At 74.8% G+C, this 16,508-nt stretch carries 17 protein-coding genes; 7 read left to right on the forward strand and 10 right to left on the reverse strand.

All coding sequences use genetic code 11. The annotated features are described in order from the left end of the window. Window positions 1-4 precede the first annotated feature (4 nt). From ACI79C_RS02545 to ACI79C_RS02575, 7 genes are all read right to left on the reverse strand, one after another. Window positions 5-874, reverse strand: coding sequence for an alpha/beta hydrolase (locus ACI79C_RS02545; protein WP_456944036.1), 870 nt, complete (start codon window positions 872-874; stop codon window positions 5-7). A gap of 64 nt (window positions 875-938) precedes the next feature. Beyond that, window positions 939-1,943 carry an ABC transporter substrate-binding protein gene (locus tag ACI79C_RS02550; protein WP_456944037.1) on the reverse strand — a complete coding sequence of 335 codons (1,005 nt, stop codon included), beginning with the start codon at window positions 1,941-1,943 and terminating at the stop codon, window positions 939-941. Window positions 1,944-2,061: 118 nt separating this feature from the next. Further along, on the reverse strand, window positions 2,062-3,234 hold the full coding sequence (locus ACI79C_RS02555) for an acyl-CoA dehydrogenase family protein (protein ID WP_456944038.1): 1,173 nt from the start codon (window positions 3,232-3,234) through the stop codon (window positions 2,062-2,064). Window positions 3,235-3,450: 216 nt separating this feature from the next. Continuing rightward, complete coding sequence (locus ACI79C_RS02560; RefSeq protein WP_456944039.1) at window positions 3,451-4,353, reverse strand: LysR family transcriptional regulator; 903 nt, start codon at window positions 4,351-4,353, stop codon at window positions 3,451-3,453. A 26-nt stretch (window positions 4,354-4,379) separates the two neighbouring features. Continuing rightward, complete coding sequence (locus ACI79C_RS02565; protein ID WP_456944040.1) at window positions 4,380-5,069, reverse strand: maleylpyruvate isomerase family mycothiol-dependent enzyme; 690 nt, start codon at window positions 5,067-5,069, stop codon at window positions 4,380-4,382. A 25-nt stretch (window positions 5,070-5,094) separates the two neighbouring features. Next, a complete protein-coding gene (locus tag ACI79C_RS02570) occupies window positions 5,095-5,967 on the reverse strand; it encodes a fumarylacetoacetate hydrolase family protein (RefSeq protein ID WP_456944041.1) in 873 nt (290 codons plus the stop codon). Between the two features lie 29 nt (window positions 5,968-5,996). Then, entirely contained in the window at window positions 5,997-7,091 is a 1,095-nt protein-coding gene (locus ACI79C_RS02575) for a cupin domain-containing protein (protein WP_456944042.1), read from the reverse strand. Between the two features lie 211 nt (window positions 7,092-7,302). Between ACI79C_RS02575 and ACI79C_RS02580 the strand changes: the two genes are divergently transcribed. The 4 genes from ACI79C_RS02580 (at window position 7,303) to ACI79C_RS02595 (ending at window position 10,436) form a co-directional block, all read left to right on the forward strand. Continuing rightward, the gene (locus tag ACI79C_RS02580; protein ID WP_456944043.1) at window positions 7,303-8,112 is read left to right on the forward strand and encodes an IclR family transcriptional regulator; all 810 of its coding nucleotides are present in this window, start codon (window positions 7,303-7,305) and stop codon (window positions 8,110-8,112) included. Between the two features lie 41 nt (window positions 8,113-8,153). After that, on the forward strand, window positions 8,154-8,534 hold the full coding sequence (locus ACI79C_RS02585; protein WP_456944044.1) for a PaaI family thioesterase: 381 nt from the start codon (window positions 8,154-8,156) through the stop codon (window positions 8,532-8,534). A 56-nt stretch (window positions 8,535-8,590) separates the two neighbouring features. Continuing rightward, entirely contained in the window at window positions 8,591-10,090 is a 1,500-nt protein-coding gene (locus ACI79C_RS02590; protein WP_456944045.1) for a class I adenylate-forming enzyme family protein, read from the forward strand. Window positions 10,091-10,166: 76 nt separating this feature from the next. Then, entirely contained in the window at window positions 10,167-10,436 is a 270-nt protein-coding gene (locus tag ACI79C_RS02595; protein WP_456944046.1) for a DUF4242 domain-containing protein, read from the forward strand. Here ACI79C_RS02595 and ACI79C_RS02600 read toward each other — a convergent pair. Continuing rightward, window positions 10,419-13,298, reverse strand: a complete 2,880-nt coding sequence (locus ACI79C_RS02600) for a helix-turn-helix transcriptional regulator (RefSeq protein WP_456944047.1) — start codon at window positions 13,296-13,298, stop codon at window positions 10,419-10,421. The genes ACI79C_RS02595 and ACI79C_RS02600 overlap by 18 nt on opposite strands. A gap of 149 nt (window positions 13,299-13,447) precedes the next feature. On the opposite strand from ACI79C_RS02600, the gene ACI79C_RS02605 reads away from it, so the two are divergent. The 3 genes from ACI79C_RS02605 (at window position 13,448) to ACI79C_RS02615 (ending at window position 15,566) form a co-directional block, all read left to right on the forward strand. Then, window positions 13,448-14,818 carry an FAD-binding oxidoreductase gene (locus ACI79C_RS02605; protein ID WP_456944048.1) on the forward strand — a complete coding sequence of 457 codons (1,371 nt, stop codon included), beginning with the start codon at window positions 13,448-13,450 and terminating at the stop codon, window positions 14,816-14,818. 10 nt (window positions 14,819-14,828) lie between these two features. After that, window positions 14,829-15,185: a hypothetical protein gene (locus ACI79C_RS02610; RefSeq protein WP_456944049.1), complete on the forward strand. Its 357-nt coding sequence runs from the start codon at window positions 14,829-14,831 to the stop codon at window positions 15,183-15,185. A 99-nt stretch (window positions 15,186-15,284) separates the two neighbouring features. Beyond that, on the forward strand, window positions 15,285-15,566 hold the full coding sequence (locus tag ACI79C_RS02615) for a DUF427 domain-containing protein (protein WP_456944050.1): 282 nt from the start codon (window positions 15,285-15,287) through the stop codon (window positions 15,564-15,566). Window positions 15,567-15,623: 57 nt separating this feature from the next. Here the strand turns inward: ACI79C_RS02615 and ACI79C_RS02620 are convergent, their stop codons facing one another. Both ACI79C_RS02620 and ACI79C_RS02625 read right to left on the reverse strand, forming a co-directional pair. Further along, on the reverse strand, window positions 15,624-15,857 hold the full coding sequence (locus tag ACI79C_RS02620; RefSeq protein WP_456944051.1) for a hypothetical protein: 234 nt from the start codon (window positions 15,855-15,857) through the stop codon (window positions 15,624-15,626). A gap of 127 nt (window positions 15,858-15,984) precedes the next feature. Continuing rightward, window positions 15,985-16,407, reverse strand: coding sequence for a hypothetical protein (locus ACI79C_RS02625; protein ID WP_456944052.1), 423 nt, complete (start codon window positions 16,405-16,407; stop codon window positions 15,985-15,987). Window positions 16,408-16,508: the final 101 nt, after the last annotated feature.

A 16,508-nucleotide genomic window follows, 5' to 3' on the forward strand; every position in this document is an offset into this window, starting at 1 on the left:
CCCCTCAGCGGTGGGCGTCGACGAACCGGGTGAGCTCCCCGGCGAGGGCCGCCTCGAGACCGCCGTACTCGTGCCCGGCGCCGGGCAGCTCGACGCGGTGCCGGTCGGCGACCGTCATGCGGTCGAAGAGGTCCCGCCAGGCCGGCGCCCGCGTCTCGGCACCGCCCCAGGCCAGCAGCAGCGGGGACGGCGAGGCGTTGCAGCCCTCCAGCCAGCGGCCCGGGCGCTCGGCGAGGCGCTCGAGGAAGGAGGCCGCGGAGATGGCGAAGTACCAGGCCGGGACCGGGATGAGCAGGTGGCCCTCGCCGCGGTCGACCATCGCCTGCGCCCGGACCCGCGCCCGGTCCAGTGCCGCGTCGTCGTCGAACCAGGCCGACAGCGGGAAGCGCACCGAGGTCAGCGGGGAGAGGAACACCCGCCCGGCCACCTCGTCGGCGCCCGGCGCCCAGTCGCCCAGGAACCAGCCGCCCGCGGAGTGACCGACGACGAACACCGGCAGGCCGGTCCGCTCACGCAGCCAGGCCGCGCCGGCACGCAGGTCGACCGGCCCGTCGTCCAGCCGCTCCCACATGCCGCCGTGGGCGGCCTCGGCGCCGGTCGCGATGCCCGGGGCGTCGCCGAGCCGGCTGTAGCCCAGGTCGTGGCAGCGCAGGTTGAGCGACAGGTGCACGAACCGGTCGGGCGCCACCAGCGGCGGCAGGGTCCGCGGCGGGCCGGAGTAGCAGTTGCCGCCCTTGCCGTGCACGTGCAGCAGCGCCGCGACCGGCTCCCGCGGCGGCGGGTACAGCAGGCCCTGCAGCAGCAGGCCGTCCTCGGCGAGGACGTCGACCAGCTGTGGGCCGCCGGTTGGCAGGCCGGGCGTGGTCGTCGTCATGGGGCTCCCGTCGTCGCCGGAGGCGCCCCCGGTGCGGCGCGGTCGCCGCACCGGGGGCTCGCGGTCAGTCGTCGATGATCGCCGCGTCGTAGTCGATCTCCTCGTCGACGAGGCCGTACTTGACCATCAGCTCGCCGAACGTCCGGATCGACTCGGGGTCGTTCTTCCCGCGCCACTGGATGAGGTTGATCTGCTCGGCGAGGGCCGGGTCGATCTCGATCAGCTCGGGCATGGCCTGCCGGAAGGACTCCGGGTCCTCCCGGATGTCGTCGGCGGTCGCCTGCACGGCCCGCCCGAACGCTGCCACGACGTCGTCGCCCACCCGGGCGATGGTCTCGTCGGTCATGACCATGGTGCCGATCTGCAGGCCTGGCTCGATCCCCACCCACGGGCGGTGGACGACGCGCAGGCCCTGGTTCTGCCCGATGGTCGCGAACGGCTCGATCACGATGCCGGCGTCGACGTCCCCGCGGTCGATGGCCGCCAGGATGTCCGGGAACGGCAGCTCGACGGGGTTGATCGCGTCCTCGGCGAAGCCCTGGTCGTCCCGGATCCGGCCGATCGCCAGGTCGTTGACGTTGCGCAGCGCGTTGACGCCCATCCGGACGCCGTCGAGGTCCTGCGGGCCCTGGATGGGGCTGTCGGGCTTCACCAGGACCGCGGCGAAGTCGCCGTCGGGCTCCTCGGAGGTGGCGCTCCCGGCGGCGACCATCTTGATCGGCAGGCCCGCGTTGATGCTGGTGATCGCGGAGACCAGGTCCAGGCCGAGGACGTCCATGTCGCCCTGCACGAGCGCCGGGACCGTGGCGGTGCCACCACCGGGGTTCACCCGCGCCTGCAGGTCGATCCCCTCGTCCTCGAAGTGCCCGCGCTGGACCCCGTACGCCACGAAGGAGTACGGGCCGCCGGGGGTCTCGGCCATGGTCAGCGTCGTCAGGCCGCCGTCGCCGGCGCCCGTCGACCCGGCCGAGCCGGCCGCGTCGGCCGAGTCGTCGGACCCGCCGCACGCCGTACCCGCCACCAGCACAGCGGCGGTGAGCAGCGCCCACGCGGCTCGAGAGGACTTCATCCGATCTCCTTGGAGGTCGTTCGGGGACGCCGGCCGACCGGTCGGCGCGCTGTAACGTACGTCACCGTTCCGCGCTGGACAATCAACGCGATGGAAGTTCCGCTGGATCGAATCGGGGTCACTTCAGCGAGAAGTGCACCCAGCGCTTGCCCTCGGCCTGACCGGCCAGCTCGCGGCCGGCCGACTGCATGATCAGCGGGGACGACGAGACGTGCTGCGTGCCGCCGTGCACGTCCCGGAACAGCCGCTGCAGGGTGCCGCGGCGCAGCGCGTCGGTGCCGGCCGACACGTAGGCGAACTGCGCGATCTCGGCGACGGAGAACGTGGCGTTGTGCAGCGCGACCCGGTTGAGCGTGTGCTGCCGCAGCGGGATCTCCTGCCCCCGGGCCAGCGTCGCCTCGATCTCCTCCCACACCTCGTAGAGGAGCGCCTTGGCGGCGCGGAGCTGCACCTCCGCCTTCGCGTAGCGCTCGGCGAAGGCGTCGGTGTCGGTCAGCGCGCCGGGGCGGCCGGCCTTCGCCCGGACGACGGCGGCGAGCTCGTCGAGCACCCGGCGGCCCACACCGAGCACCCACCCGCCGTGGTTGATGCTGGCGAAGTTGCCGATGCCGATCCGGTAGAGGTCTCCCCCGGTCACCGGCTCCGTGGACAGCGACGGGTAGCTGTACTCGATCGGGACGAAGCAGTCCTCGAGGGTGTAGTCGATGCTCCCCGTGCCGCGCAGGCCAAGGACGTCCCAGTTCTCGATGAAGGTCACCTGCTCGACCGGCACGATGAAGAACCGCGTCTGGCCCGTCTCGGTGTCCAGCGCGGCCGTGTGCAGGTGGGTGCAGTGCTTGATGCCCGAGGCGAAGGACCACTCGCCGCTGATCCGGTGACCGCCGTCGACCGGGACGGCGCGACCGGGCCTGGTGCCCTGACCCGCGATGCCCAGCCGCGGGGTGGCGAACAGCTCCCGGGCTGCCTCCTTGCCGAAGAACGCGCCGGCCAGGCCGGTGGCCAGCCCCATGGCCATGGTCACCCAGCCGGTCGAGGGGTCGGCGTAGGAGAGGGTGCGGAACAGGTCCATCGACTGCCGCGGGGTCATCTCCGCGCCGCCCAGCTCGCGTGGGGTGAAGACGCCGATCGCGCCGATGCGGTGGAGCTCCTCGACGACCGGCTCGGCGATCCGGCCCGCGCGGTCGTTCTCCTCGCCGTACCGGTCGACGAGGTCGGTGAGCTCCTCGGCCGCGCGGATCACCTCGGACGGCGTCCGCCCCGTGGTCACCGGCTGCTCCTGCACGGTCGTCATGCGCTGCTCCTCCGTCGCGCCGGCGGCGTTCCGCCGTCGTGCCATCGCGGTCCGCGAGCGACTGTAGGGAGCTGGAACGGGGCTGACACGGGTCCGGCTGATAGGGAATCGGGCCGCACTGATTCCGGCCAGGAATGAGCGGGTCCACCTGGGGGGACACCGGCGAGCGAGCGGGCCGGGGAGCCGGCGCCCCGGCCGGGTGATGACCCGCGGGTGTCAGTCACCCGGCCGCGTCTCGCCGTCCTCCCAGGGGCGCAGCGCCAGGAAGTTCTCGAGCACCGCCGGCCGCGGCCCGGCGCGCCACATCGCGCCCATCGTCAGGGTCAGGTCGCCGTCCTCCAGGGGCACGTGGGCGACGCTGGCCTGCGCAGCCAGCCGGGCCGACGCGGGGGCGAAGGCGACCCCGAGGCCACCGGCCACCAGGCCGAGCGCGATGGAGGTGCTGCTGACCTCGTGGGCGACCCGCGGGCTGAACCCGGCCCGGTTGCACGCGGTGACGTAGTAGTCGTGCAGCCCGGGTTCCACCGCGCGGTCGATGAGGATGACCTCCTCGCCGGCGATCTCCGCCAGGCCGACCGACGACCGCTCGGCCAGCCGGTGCCCGCGCGGGACGACCAGCAGCACCGGTTCCTCGCTCACCACCGCCGTCCGCAGCTCCGGCCGCGGCGGGATGGGCAGCCGGGTGAACGCGAGGTGCATGCTGCCGTCGGTGACCCGCTCGAGCGCCGTCCGGCTGGTGGCCTCGCTCAGGGTCAGGACGACGCGGGGGTGGTGCCTCCGGAAGGCCCGCAGCGACCGCGGGAGCAGATCGGCCAGGGCGGGCTGGATGAACCCGATGGACAGGCGGCCCACCTCGCCGCGGACGACGGCGCGGGCCCGGTCGACGGCGCCGTCCGCGCGGGCGAGCACCTCGACGGCCTCGGCGAGGAAGACCCGCCCGGCCTCGGTGAGGGTCACCCCGCGGCGGTCGCGGTCGAGCAGCTGGACCCCGAGCTCGTGCTCCAGCGCGCTGATCTGCTTGCTCAGCGCCGGCTGGACGATGTGCAGCTTCTGCGCGGCGCGGCGGAAGTGGAGCTCCTCCGCGACGGAGACGAAGTAGCGCAGGTGGCGCAGCTCCACCGGCTACCGCGCCGAGCGGGGTGCGCTCACAGCCACGCGGGCACCTCCGGGATGCCGCCGTCGGCCTCGAGCCCCTCACCCCGGGAGCGCCCGGTGAGCCAGGCGGTCACCGCCGGCAGCGGGCCGGAGACTGCCACCGAGCCGGTCCCCCACTCGCGGTCGCCGGCGAACACCACGACGTCGGGCACCTGGTCGCGGCGGTCCCACATGCGGAACACGTCGTCGATCATGGCCGCCTGGATCTCCTCGGCGATGTCGCCGAAGGTCACCCCGGAGTCGAGGTCGACGGCGTGCACGTAGACCTCGCGGCAGCGCATCCACGGCACCTCCGAGGCCGGGACGTCGCGGCCCTGCGCGGTCCGCACCGTCGCCGACCAGGCCTCGCCGGGGAGGCCGTGCACCGCCTCGGCGAGCCGGCCGGTCGCGGCGAGCACCTCCCCGCGCAGCTCGGCCGGGGACAGCTCCGCCGCCTCGGCGATGCCGGCCTCGCGGGCCTCGGGCGAGGCGTACATCGGCGTCTCGACGCCGGTCCGCGCCCAGGCCAGCAGGTTGCACAGCGCGTCGGCGTTGCGGGCCACGTGGGCCAGCAGGTAGTGGCGGCTCCAGCCGGGGAGCAGCGACGGGGAGCCGAACTCCTCGTCGGTCAGCCGGCCGAGGGCGGTGCCGAACAGCCGCTCCCCGTCGGCCCACCAGTCGAGCGTCTCCGGCGTGGTCATGCGCTCCTCCTCGGCGAGGGCCGGGTCAGCGGACGGTGACCGCCATGGACCCGATCCGGCTGATGGTCATCTCCAGCTTCTCACCGGGTGCGATGGGGCCCACACCGGGAGGGGCGCCGGTGAAGAGCACGTCGCCGGGCACCAGGCTCATGATCGTCGAGGCGTACGCGACGATCTGGCGCACCGGGGTGATCAGGTCCCGGGTGTTCACCGACTGCCGCACCTCCCCGCCACTGGTCAGCCGGATGTCGAGGTCCGACCCGTCGCCGACCTCGTCGGCGGTCACCAGCCAGGGGCCGAGCGGGCTGAAGGTGTCGTAGCTCTTGCGCCGGGAGCGGTCCGCGGCGCTGCGGACGGTGATGTCCAGCCCGGCGGTGAACCCGAGGACGGCGTCCAGGGCCGACTCGACCGGGATGTCCTTGCCCCCGGTGCCGATCACCACGACCAGCTCCGACTCGTGGTGCACCTCGGAGCCGGCGGCGACGACGTCGGGCGGCAGCACGATCTCCGCGCCCGGGCCGACGATCGAGGACGGCGCCTTGAGGAAGACGTCGAACTCCATCATCCAGGACTCGACCCGGCCCAGCGTCCGCTCCTGGACGCCGTGCATCTCGGCGACGTGCTCGCCGTAGTTGCTGGCCGCGGCGACCACCTTGGACGGCCCGAGCACCGGTGCCCGCAGCACGACCTCGGCGACCGGCCGCGGCGTCCCGGCCTCGGCGGCCTCCCGCAGCCGGGGCAGCACGGTGGCCGCGTCGCGGCACAGCGCCCGCCACCAGCCGGCGGTGACCGGGTCCGGGTCGTGCGGCCAGGGCAGCGCGTCGGTGACGTCGACGAGCGTCGCGTCGTCCGCGGCGACCACGCCGAGCCGGTTGTCGTCGAAGAGGGCGAGCTTCACGGGTCTCCAGTGTCAGCGGGTGGTGGTTCTCAGCGAGGGGTGAAGGTGCCGGTCACCGACTGCGGGCCGGGCAGGACCTGCTCGCGGTCGATGCCCAGTGCGCGCAGCACGGGGGCGTCGGTGAGCAGGAACAGCACGCTCTCCTCGCCGGCGGTGTGCTCGACTGCCGACCAGGACGGCGCGACGAACATGTCGCCGGGGCCCCAGTCGAAGCGCTGGCCGTCGATGACCGTCGAGCCCGAGCCCTGGAAGGCGACGAAGACGGCGTTGCCCGACCGGCGCACCGGGAGACTGTGCCCGCCGGCCCGGACCCGGAGCACCGAGCAGCCCAGGGTCGGCAGCACGCTGGCGCCGGTGGTGGGGTTGACGTACTCCAGGGCGACGACCGGCTCGTCGGACTCCGCGGCCAGCCGGTCCAGCTCGGCGGCGGTGTCGGACCAGCGGTAGATGAGCAGTGGCGAGGGGCCGGGGGTCAGCGGCCCGTCGACGGCGCCCCGCACGTAGCGGGTGCCCGGCGGGTGCGCCCGCTCGGAGAGGTTGTGCTCGGCCGGCTGGGGCTGGCTCTCCCCCGGCCCGGGGTAGGGCTCGAAGAAGACGCCGTCCAGCGCCTCGACCATCGGCAGGTCCAGGCCGTCGAACCAGAACATCTCCGAGTCGCCGCCGTTGACGTGGTCGTGCCAGTTCCACGACGGGGTGAGCACCAGGTCGCCGGGGTGCATGTCGCAGGCGTCGCCGTCGACGGTCGTCCAGACGCCCTCGCCCTCGAGCACCCACCGGACCGCGCCGGGCGTGTGCCGGTGCGCCGGCGCGGTCTCCCGCGGGCCGAGGCACTGGAGGGCCCCCCACAGCGTGCCGGCGGCGTACGGCCGGCCGCCGAGGCCGGGGTTCTGCAGGCTGAGCACCCGCCGCTCGCCGCCGCGCTCGACCGGGACCAGCTGGATCGCCCGGCGGGCCAGCGGCTTCATCGTCGCCGCCGACCACAGCCACGGGATCGCCCGCGGCTGCGGGGTCGGGGTGAGCAGCTGCTCGGTGATGGTCCACAGCGGCCGGAGGTCGACCGCGGCCAGGTCGCGGTAGAGCGCCTCCAGCTCCAGGTCGGTGCGGGTCTCGGGGCTCGCGGTCATCGCAGGGACCTCCAGTTCTCGTTCCGCGGGGCGCGCGGGGCGGGCGTCGACCGGCGGGCCCCCATCGGGAGGGGCGCGGCAGTGGCTCCACCGGCTGCTCCAGCAGGCCGCCGGGGGTCCGCCGGCGCACGCGGCGGCCGGCTCCCCGTCATGGCGCACAGGCTAGGGCCGAGTTCCGTTCTCCACCTAGGAGGTGGCCTATAGTTCCGCCATGTCGAATCCACGTCGACCGGCTCCCGCGGCGTCCGCGCCTCCGGAAGGGCCGACCACCACGTCGGTCGACAACGCCCTCTGGTTGCTGCAGCTGGTGGGCGACCGGCAGGCGCTGCGCGTGGCCGAGGCCGCGGAGCTGCTCGGCGTCGCCCGGTCGACCGCGCACCGACTGCTCACGGCGCTGCGTCGGCGCGGCTTCGTCACCCAGGACCGGCCCAACGGCGCCTACCGGCCGGGTCCGGCGCTGTACGAGATCGGCCTGGCGGCGGTCAGCCGCATCGACATCCGCCGGGTGGCCCGCCCGGTGCTCGAGCAGCTGCGCGAGGAGACCCAGGAGACGGTCAGCCTGGCCCTGCTCGAGGGGACGACGGTGCGCTTCCTCGACTGCGCGGAGAGCCCGCGGTCGGTCCGCGTCGGCAACCGCACCGGCGTCGTCCGGCCCGCGCACGCCTCCGCCGTCGGCAAGGCCATCCTCGCCGGCCTCTCCGACGCCGAGCTCGACCGCCGCTACCCCGACGGCACGCTGCCCCCCGCCCCCACCGCGGCCGCGCACACCCGGCTGGCCGCCCTGCGCGAGGAGCTGGCCACGATCCGCGCGCAGGGCCACGCGCTCAACTGGGAGGAGACCGCCGACGGCGTGTGCGCGGTGGCCGTCGCCCTCAAGGACACGGTGGGCCAGCCCCTGGCCGGGCTGGGCGTGGCCGCCCCGAGCAGCCGGATGGGCGACGTCGAGGCCATCCGGGCGCTCGCCCCGGCCGTGCGGCGCGGCGCCGCGCTCATCGAGGAGCGGCTCCGGGCACCGTCCTGATCCCGCCGCGTGACCGCCGTGCTCCGGGGTAGGGGCTGCCCATGGCAGCAGGAGGACCGGGCGGGTTCGCCGAGCGGCTCGGGGCAGAGGTCGCCGAGACCGAGGACCGCGGCGCGCGGATCGAGTTCGAGGCGCGCGAGGAGCACCTCAACCCGGCCGGCACGCTGCACGGCGGCGTGGTGGCCACGCTCGTGGACACGGCGATGGGCCAGGCGGTCCGCACCACCACCGGCGAGGGCGAGGTGCCCGCAACCAGCCAGCTGACCGTCACCTACCTGCGCCCCGGCCGGCCCGGGCCGCTGTCGGTGACCGCCGCGGTGCGGACCCGCGGCGAGCACCTGACCGTCTGCGAGGCCGACGTCGAGCAGGACGGGAAGGCGATCGCCCACGCGGTCGCAACCTTCGCCCTGCTCACCCCTTGACCGCACGACCCGGCGTCACGACGCTGCCCGCTGACGACTCGTCTGCGGAGGTCGCGGTGACCCAGCCCTTCGACCAGAGCGGCATCGAGACCGGCCCCGACGGGGTCCGGCACTACACCGGCCTGCCGCCCTCCCTGCTGTCCCTGCTGCGGACTGCGGTGGACCAGCGCCCGGACGGCGTCGCGGTCGCCGAGCTCGGCGGCGCGCGGCTCACCTACCGGCAGCTGGAGGCGCGGGCGCTGCGCGTGGCGGGCGGGCTGCGGGCGGCCGGGGTGCGGCCGGGCGACCGGGTGGCCAACCGGCTGCCCAACGGCCTGGACTGGGTGCTGGTGTTCTGGGGGACGCTGCTGGCCGGCGCGGTCACCGTCCCGGTCAGCACCCGGTTCGCCGAGCCGGAGGTCCGCTACGTCGTCGAGGACTCCGGCGCCGCCGTGGTCGTGGAGCCCGGGTCCGCACTGCCCGACGGCGAGCCCCCGGAGCCGGCGGAGCCGGGGCACGGGGACCTCGCGGCGATCTTCTACACCAGCGGCACCACCGGCTTCCCGAAGGGGGCGATGACCAGCCACGAGAACTTCCTGTCCAACGTCGAGACCTGCCTGCGGGTCATGTCGCTGGACCGGACCGAGCCGCTGACGACGCTGGTCTCGGTGCCGCTGTTCCACGTCACCGGCTGCAACTCCCAGCTGCTGGTCGCCACCGCGGTCGCCGGCACCACGGTGGTGATGCCGGCCTTCGAGGTGGGCGCCTTCCTGCGGGCGGTCGAGGAGGAGCGCATCACCCTGCTGGTCACCGTGCCGGCCATCTACTGGCTGGCCCTGCAGCAGCCGGGCTTCGCGGGCGTCGACACCTCCTCGGTGCGAGCGGTGACCTACGGCGGTGCGCCGATCGCCCCGGACCTGGTGCACCGCATCCAGCGGGCCTTCCCGACCGCGCGGGTCGGCAACGGCTTCGGGCTCACCGAGACCTCGTCGGTGGCGACCTTCCTCCCGCACGAGTACGCGGCCGAGGACGCCGACTCGGTCGGCTTCCCCGCGCCGGTGGTCGAGCTCGACCTGGCCGACGTCGACCCGCGGACCGGCGTCGGCGAGCTCCTGGTCCGCGGCCCCAACGTGGTGTCCGGCTACTGGCGCAAGCCGGAGCAGACCACCGAGACGTTCGTCGACGGCTGGTTGCACACCGGCGACCTCGCCCGCATCGACGGGCGGGGCCTCACCTACGTGGTCGACCGCAAGAAGGACATGATCAACCGGGGCGGGGAGAACGTGTACTGCGTGGAGGTGGAGAACGCCCTGGCCGCCCATCCCGACGTCGGTGAGGTCGCCGTGCTCGGCGTGCCCGACCCGATGATGGGCGAGAAGGTCGGCGCGGTCGTCGTCCCGCGGCCGGGCCGGGAGGTCACCGCCGCCGACCTGGTCGCCTTCGCCCGCGAGCGGCTGGCCGACTTCAAGGTGCCGCAGTACCTGGTGCTGCGCGCCGACCCGCTGCCGCGCAACCCGGGCGGCAAGGTGCTCAAGCCGCCGCTGCGCGAGCAGGCGGAGTGGCAGCCGGTCCAGTGACGTCCGGACCTGTCGGCCGGCGGACCGCGGCGGTACCGTCGCCCCGGCCGACCGACCCCTCCGGTGAGGAACCGCGATGCCCGTCTTCATGATCGAGCGCCGGTACTCCGACGCGCTGGAGCTCACCGCCGACATCGCCGACGGCGTCAACCGGATCAACGCCGACGAGGGCGTGCGCTGGCTGTACTCCTTCCTGTCGGCCGACAAGCGCAAGACCTACTGCCTGTACGAGGCGCCGTCCGCCGACGCGATCCGACGCGCGGCTGTGCGGGCCGGGCTGCCGGCCGACGTGGTCGTCGAGGTCTCGGCGACCGTGCAGCCCGACGGGTCACTGCAGCCGGTCTGACCCGTCCAGCAGGCCGTGCGCGGCGGCGTACATCGCCGCCTGCGTGCGGTTCCCCGCGCCGGTCTTGGCCAGGATGCTGCGCACGTGGTTGGCGACGGTGTTCTCGCTGATCACCAGCCGCGCGGAGATCTCCCGGTTGAGCAACCCCTCCCCCAGCAGGCGCAGCACCTCCGCCTCGCGCGCGGTCAGCCCCGCCGGGCGGGTGGGCGAGGCAGCGGGCCCGGGCACCGGCGCCGGCCCCAGCGCCCGCAGCACCCGGCGCAGGCCGAGGTCCCGGGCCAGCTGCCCGGCCTCCTCGGCCAGCGCGCGGGCCCGCCGGCCGGGGTCCCCGTGCCGCCGGAGGTGGTCGGCGAGCGCGGCGAGGCTCTGCGCCCGGTGCACCACCGCGCCCATCCGGGTGTCCATCTCCAGCGCCGCCTCCAGCAGCGGCACGGCCGTGGCCCGGCCGAGCGCGGCGTCGACCTGACCGAGGTACCGGTCGGCGCTGCCGAACAGCGCGACGAACTGGCCGGCCCGCAGGTTCGTCCCGCTGTACTCGGCGATCCGCGGCCGCAGGGCGCGCAGCACCTCCTCGTCGCCCAGGTGCAGCGCCGCCTCCCCGACGAAGGCGAGGACGCAGGGCCACTGGGCGTCCTCGTACCGCTCGAGTCCGCCGTCCACCAGCCAGCGCAGCAGCCGGTGCGCCGGGCGGTCCAGCCGCAGCTCGGTGTAGAGGGCCAGCAGGCCCGGCGCCCAGTGCTCCTCCGGGGACTCCTCGCCGCTCACCAGCGCGCGGACGGCCTCCAGGGACCCGGTCTCCCGCCGCACCATGAACGTCTGCACCGCCGTGGAGCCCTCGGTGTCGTCGGTGCCGAAGGTCTCTCCCAGTTCGAGCAGCTGCTCGCAGGTCCGGTCCGCGCCGGTGAAGTCGCCGGCGAGGAACTGGCGGCCGTAGCGGATGCACCCCGCCACGTACTCGAAGTAGGCCTCGCCGGTCGCCCGCGCCATCCGCAGGACGTCCCAGTACGCCGCGGCCAGCTCCTCGGGGTCGCCCTGCTGGTAGGCGATGGCCGCCCGCCAGAAGCCCGCCGGCCCCAGCGGGCTCAGGTCGCGGATCCGATGAGCCAACGCGGAGAGCTCGGTGGCCCGGGCCAGCTTCGCGGGGCCGTCCGCGGGGTGCAGCCCGTTCCAGAGGCTGGCCTCCAGCACGGCCGCGAGGAGGACGTCGTCGCCCAGCGCCCGGGCCAGCTCGACCGACCGCCGGCCGAGCTCGGCGGCCTGCTCGGTCGCCCCCAGGAAGGCCAGCGCTCGGCCGAGCCCGGCCAGTCCGCGCACGTAGAGCGGGTCGGCCGGGTCGTGCGGCACGCCCCGCAGCGCCTCGGTGAGCAGCTCCACCGCCCGCTGGCCGGGCAGCCCGGGCCGCCAGGACGCCGCCTCGAAGCCGATGGCCGCCGCCAGGCGATCCCGGGCGGCCGCCGCGCCGGCGACCTCGGCGAAGAGCGCCCGGGCCCGGGCGAAGTCGCCGCCGAGCAGGTGCGCCGAGGCCGCCGACAGCAGCAGCCGGTGCCGGTCCGGCGGGTCCTCGGCCAGCGCCGCGGCCTGCTCGAACCACCGCGCGGCGTCCTCGTGGGCCAGGCTCCGCGAGGCGGCCTCCGCGGCCTCGGTCAGGTAGCGCACCGCCTGGTCGGCCGCACCCAGCGCCGCACCCTGCGCGTAGTGGTGGGCCAGTCGCTGCGTGCGCCGGTCCGACGGTGTCCCGGATGCCTCCAGGACGGCGGCGACCCGGAGGTGCTCCCGGGCCCGACGGGTGGCCGGCATGAGGTCGAGCACCGCCTGCCGGGCGAGGCTGTGCGGGAACCGGAAGGCGGCCCCGGACGGCTCGAGCAGGCCGAAGGCGACCGCGGTGTCCAGCGCCGCCAGGGTGGTGTCCGCGCTCCACGAGGAGACGGCCAGCACCGTCGCCAGGTCCGGCTCCTCCCCGACGACGGCGGCCAGCTCGAGGGTCTGCCGCTCCGGGGCGGTGAGGCGCTCCAGCCGCCCGGCGGTCATGTCCCGCACCGACAGCGGCGTCGCCGCGGCCGGGTCCGGCACGGCTCCCGGGACGGCCGCGTCGCGCAACAGCTCCCGCAGCAGGAAGGGGTTGCCGCCGGTGCGGTCCCGGAGCAGCGCCGCGCTGACCCGGGCCCGGTGCAGCGGCAGCCGCGCCTCGTGGGCGAGGTACTCGGCGATGTCCTCGGTGTCCAGCCCGCCGAGGTCCAGCCGCCGGACGCCGTCGAGCCGGTACAGCTGGGCGATGGTGCCGGTCAGCGCCGCGGAGCGCTCCGGCGCCGTCGTCCGGTGGGTGGCCAGGACCAGCAGCGGCGACTCCGCCGTCCGCTCGACCAGGTGGCCGAGCAGCTGCAGCCCGGCGCTGCCGGCCCAGTGCACGTCCTCCAGAGCCAGGACGGCCGGCCCGGTGCGGGTCAGCGTCCGGACGGCGTCCACGGCGGCGTCGTAGAGCTCCCGGCGGGTGTCGGGCTCGGCGGTGTCGTCGGCCCGGCCCACCAGCCGGGACAGCGCCTCGCGGGCACTGCCCGGCTCGGCGGCCGGCAGCAGCGCCTCGATGGGCTCGACGAACGGCTGGTAGGGCGGGCCGAGCTCGGCGGCGCAGGTACCGAGGAGCACCGCTGCCCCTCGGTCGTGGAGCAGCGTGCAGAACTCGGCGAGCAACCGCGACTTGCCGGCCCCGGGCTCACCGCCGAGGAACGCCACCTGGCGGGCGCCGCCGAGCACCGCCGTCCACAGGTCCTCGAGGCAGGCCAGCTCGCCCCGGCGGCCGACGAAGAACGGGCGCGCGGCCCTCGTCCAGCGCGCCGGCAGGGCCGGCGGCGTCCACCCGGACACCCTCCCGGACGCTAGCCCTCCCCTCCGGGGCTGTCGATGGTCAGAACTGACCCCCGGCGCGCCGTCGCTGATTCGCGCACTTCTGGTCATGTGCGCGTACCGGTGGCCTCCCTAGCGTCGGCCGCACCGACCCGCACCGAGGAGGGGCCATGACCACACAGCTACCGGGGACGCTCGCCGACCGCGTGCGGGGCCAGGTCATCCGGCCGGGGGACGCCGACTACGAGGAGGCGCGCCGGGTCTACAACGGCATGATCGACGCGCACCCCGACCTCGTCGTGCGCTGCGCCGGCACCGACGACGTGGTCGCGGTGGTGCGGTACGCGGCCGAGAGCGGCCGGCCGCTGGCCGTCCGGGGCGGCGGGCACAGCGTGCCCGGCTTCGGCACGGGCGACGGCGCCGTGGTGGCCGACCTGTCGTTGATGCAGGCGGTGGACGTCGACCCCGGCGCGCGGACGGCGTCGGCCGGCGGCGGCACCACCTGGGGCCGGTTCAACGACGCGACCAGCGCCTCGGGGCTGGCCACCACGGGCGGCATCATCTCGACCACCGGGATCGGCGGGCTGACCCTCGGCGGTGGGATCGGCTACCTGTCCCGCGGCTACGGCCTCTCCTGCGACAACCTGCTGGCCGCCGAGGTGGTGACCGCCGAGGGCACGGTGGTCATCGCCGACGAGGACGAGAACAGCGACCTGTTCTGGGCACTGCGCGGCGGTGGCGGCAACTTCGGCGTGGTCACCCGGTTCACCTACCGGCTGCACCCGGTGGAGACCATCTACGGCGGGCCGGTGTTCTTCGAGCTCTCCGACGCGGCGGCGGTCTTCGCGTTCTTCCGCGACTTCATCCGCGAGGCCCCGCGGGAGTACGGCGGCTTCCCGGCGTTCCAGATCGCTCCGCCGCTGCCCTTCGTGCCGGAGGACCGGGTCGGCGACACCCTCTGCGCGGTGGTGTCCTGCTGGAGCGGCTCGCAGGCCGAGGGTGAGCGGGTGGTCGACCGGTTCCGCCAGGTGGCCCGTCCGGTCGCCGAGCACGTCGGCCCGATGCCCTACCCCGCGCTCAACGCCGCCTTCGACCCGCTGGTGCCCCCCGGACTGCAGCACTACTGGAAGGCCGCGTTCGTCACCGAGCTGACCGACGAGGCGATCGCCGCGCACGTCGAGCACGGCGCCCGCGTGCCGGTGGTCAACTCGACGATGCACCTGTACCCGATCAACGGCGCGGTGCACGACGTCGGCCCGGACGCCACCGCCTTCGGCCACCGCGACGCCACGTTCGCCACCGTCATCGCCGGGATGTGGCCCGACCCGGGCCAGAACGAGGCCAACACCCGCTGGGTGCGCGACTACTACGCGGCGATCGCGCCGCACTCCGAGCCCGGTGGCTACACCAACTTCGCCTCCGGCGACGACCAGTCCAAGGTCGCCGAGAACTACGGGGCCAACTACGAGCGGCTGCGCGAGGTCAAGCGCCGCTACGACCCGGACAACCTGTTCCGCCTCAACCAGAACATCCGGCCGTGAGGAGGCCGCCATGCAGTCCATCGCGCGCACCGACCTGCCGGTGGAGATCGAGGGCAACGGGGTCGACTTCCGGGCCCAGCGCTTCGGGGACATGACCATCGCCTGGGTGCGACTGCCCGCCGGCACGGACCTGCGACCGGCCCTGGCCGGCCTCCCCGGGGACCGCTGCCCCTGCCCGCACTGGGGGTACGTGATCAGCGGTCGCCTCGAGATGCACGGCGAGGGCGGGGTCACCACCTTCGAGGCCGGGCGGGCCTTCTACTGGGAGCCCGGCCACGCCCCGGTGGCCCTGACCGACTGCGAGTACGTCGACGTCTCGCCGTCCGAGGAGCTCGAGGCGGTGGTGCGGCACATCCGGGGCGGCTGAGCCCGGGCCCCCGGGGACGGGCGGGGCGCCGACGACGCCGTCCCGCCCGTCCCGAGGAGTGGGCGGAATGCGGTACCGGCACAGGGTGTTGGCGGTCACATGGCCACCGCACGCTGGAACGGGACCGTCCTCGCCGAGTCCGACGACATCGTCACCGTCGAGGGCAACGCCTACTTCCCCCGGGACGCCGTCCGGGACGACGTCCTGCGCCCGTCGGAGACGACGACGTTCTGCCCGTGGAAGGGGACGGCGTCCTACTACTCGCTCGTGGTGGACGGGGAGACCAACCGTGACGCGGCCTGGTTCTACCCGGAGCCGAGAGACGCGGCGAAGGAGATCACCGGCCGCGTCGCGTTCTGGCGCGGCGTCGAGGTCGGCTGACCGGGACGCCCGCGGGAGAGGGGCCGCTGACCGGGAGGCCGGCGGCCCCTGTCCGGATCAGCTGCCCAGCCGGGCCCTGAGCAGCGCCTTGCCCTGGTCGGCGCCCTTGCGGCTGTCGGCCTGCGCCTTGCGGAACAGCTCTGCGACCTCCCGGTCGCCGTCGCGCTCCGCGTCCTTGATGTAGGTCTCCAGCCGCAGGGCGTTGCTCAGGCACTGCTCGGTGAACCAGACCAGGTTGTAGTCCTTGTCCTTGGTGCCGGTGACGTCCCCGGTCTCCTGGGTGCCGGTCATGGCGCTCCTCCTCGGCGTCGGTGCGATCCCCTGCACGTCGGAGCCCGTCGACCCCGCAGGCGCCGAGCGGCTCCGGCGATCCAGTCCACCGCATCGGCGGCTCGGCCACCAGGGCCGCTGACCGCCGTCAGCGCGGCTGGGCGCCGGCCAGCTCGCGGGCGGCCGCGGCGTCGGCCGGGTCGAGGGTCCGGGCCCGCTCCTGGCGTTCGATCAGCCCCTGGAAGAGCGCCCACGCCTCGGCGGGGGTCACGTCGAGCGCCTCGGCGATCTGCGCCCACGTCGCGCCGCCGCGCAGCGCGGCCCGGAAGCCGACCAGCTGGCTGTCGTGGGCCTTGCGGGCCACCACCTCGCCGAGGGCGAGCAGCTCCAGGGCCTCGGGCACGTCCAGCGAGGTGGTGGTGTCCCTCAGCGAGCTCCAGTCGTCCGCGTCGACCCCAGCAGCGGTGTCGAGGGTGGTCGCGCCGCTGTCCCGCCGGCTCAGGAAGTCCAGGCGGGTCACGGCCGTCGTCACGGAGAACTCACGTTCGAGGTCACCGGGTGTGATGCGCATGAGGCATCCCATCCCCGGGGCGCTCGGCGGGTCAAACCGGTGTGTCGCGCAGATCTCATCCGCGGGGCCACCGCCGCCTCCCCTCCCCGGGACGCCGCGAG

This window comes from Geodermatophilus sp. SYSU D00697 (genome assembly GCF_054050175.1).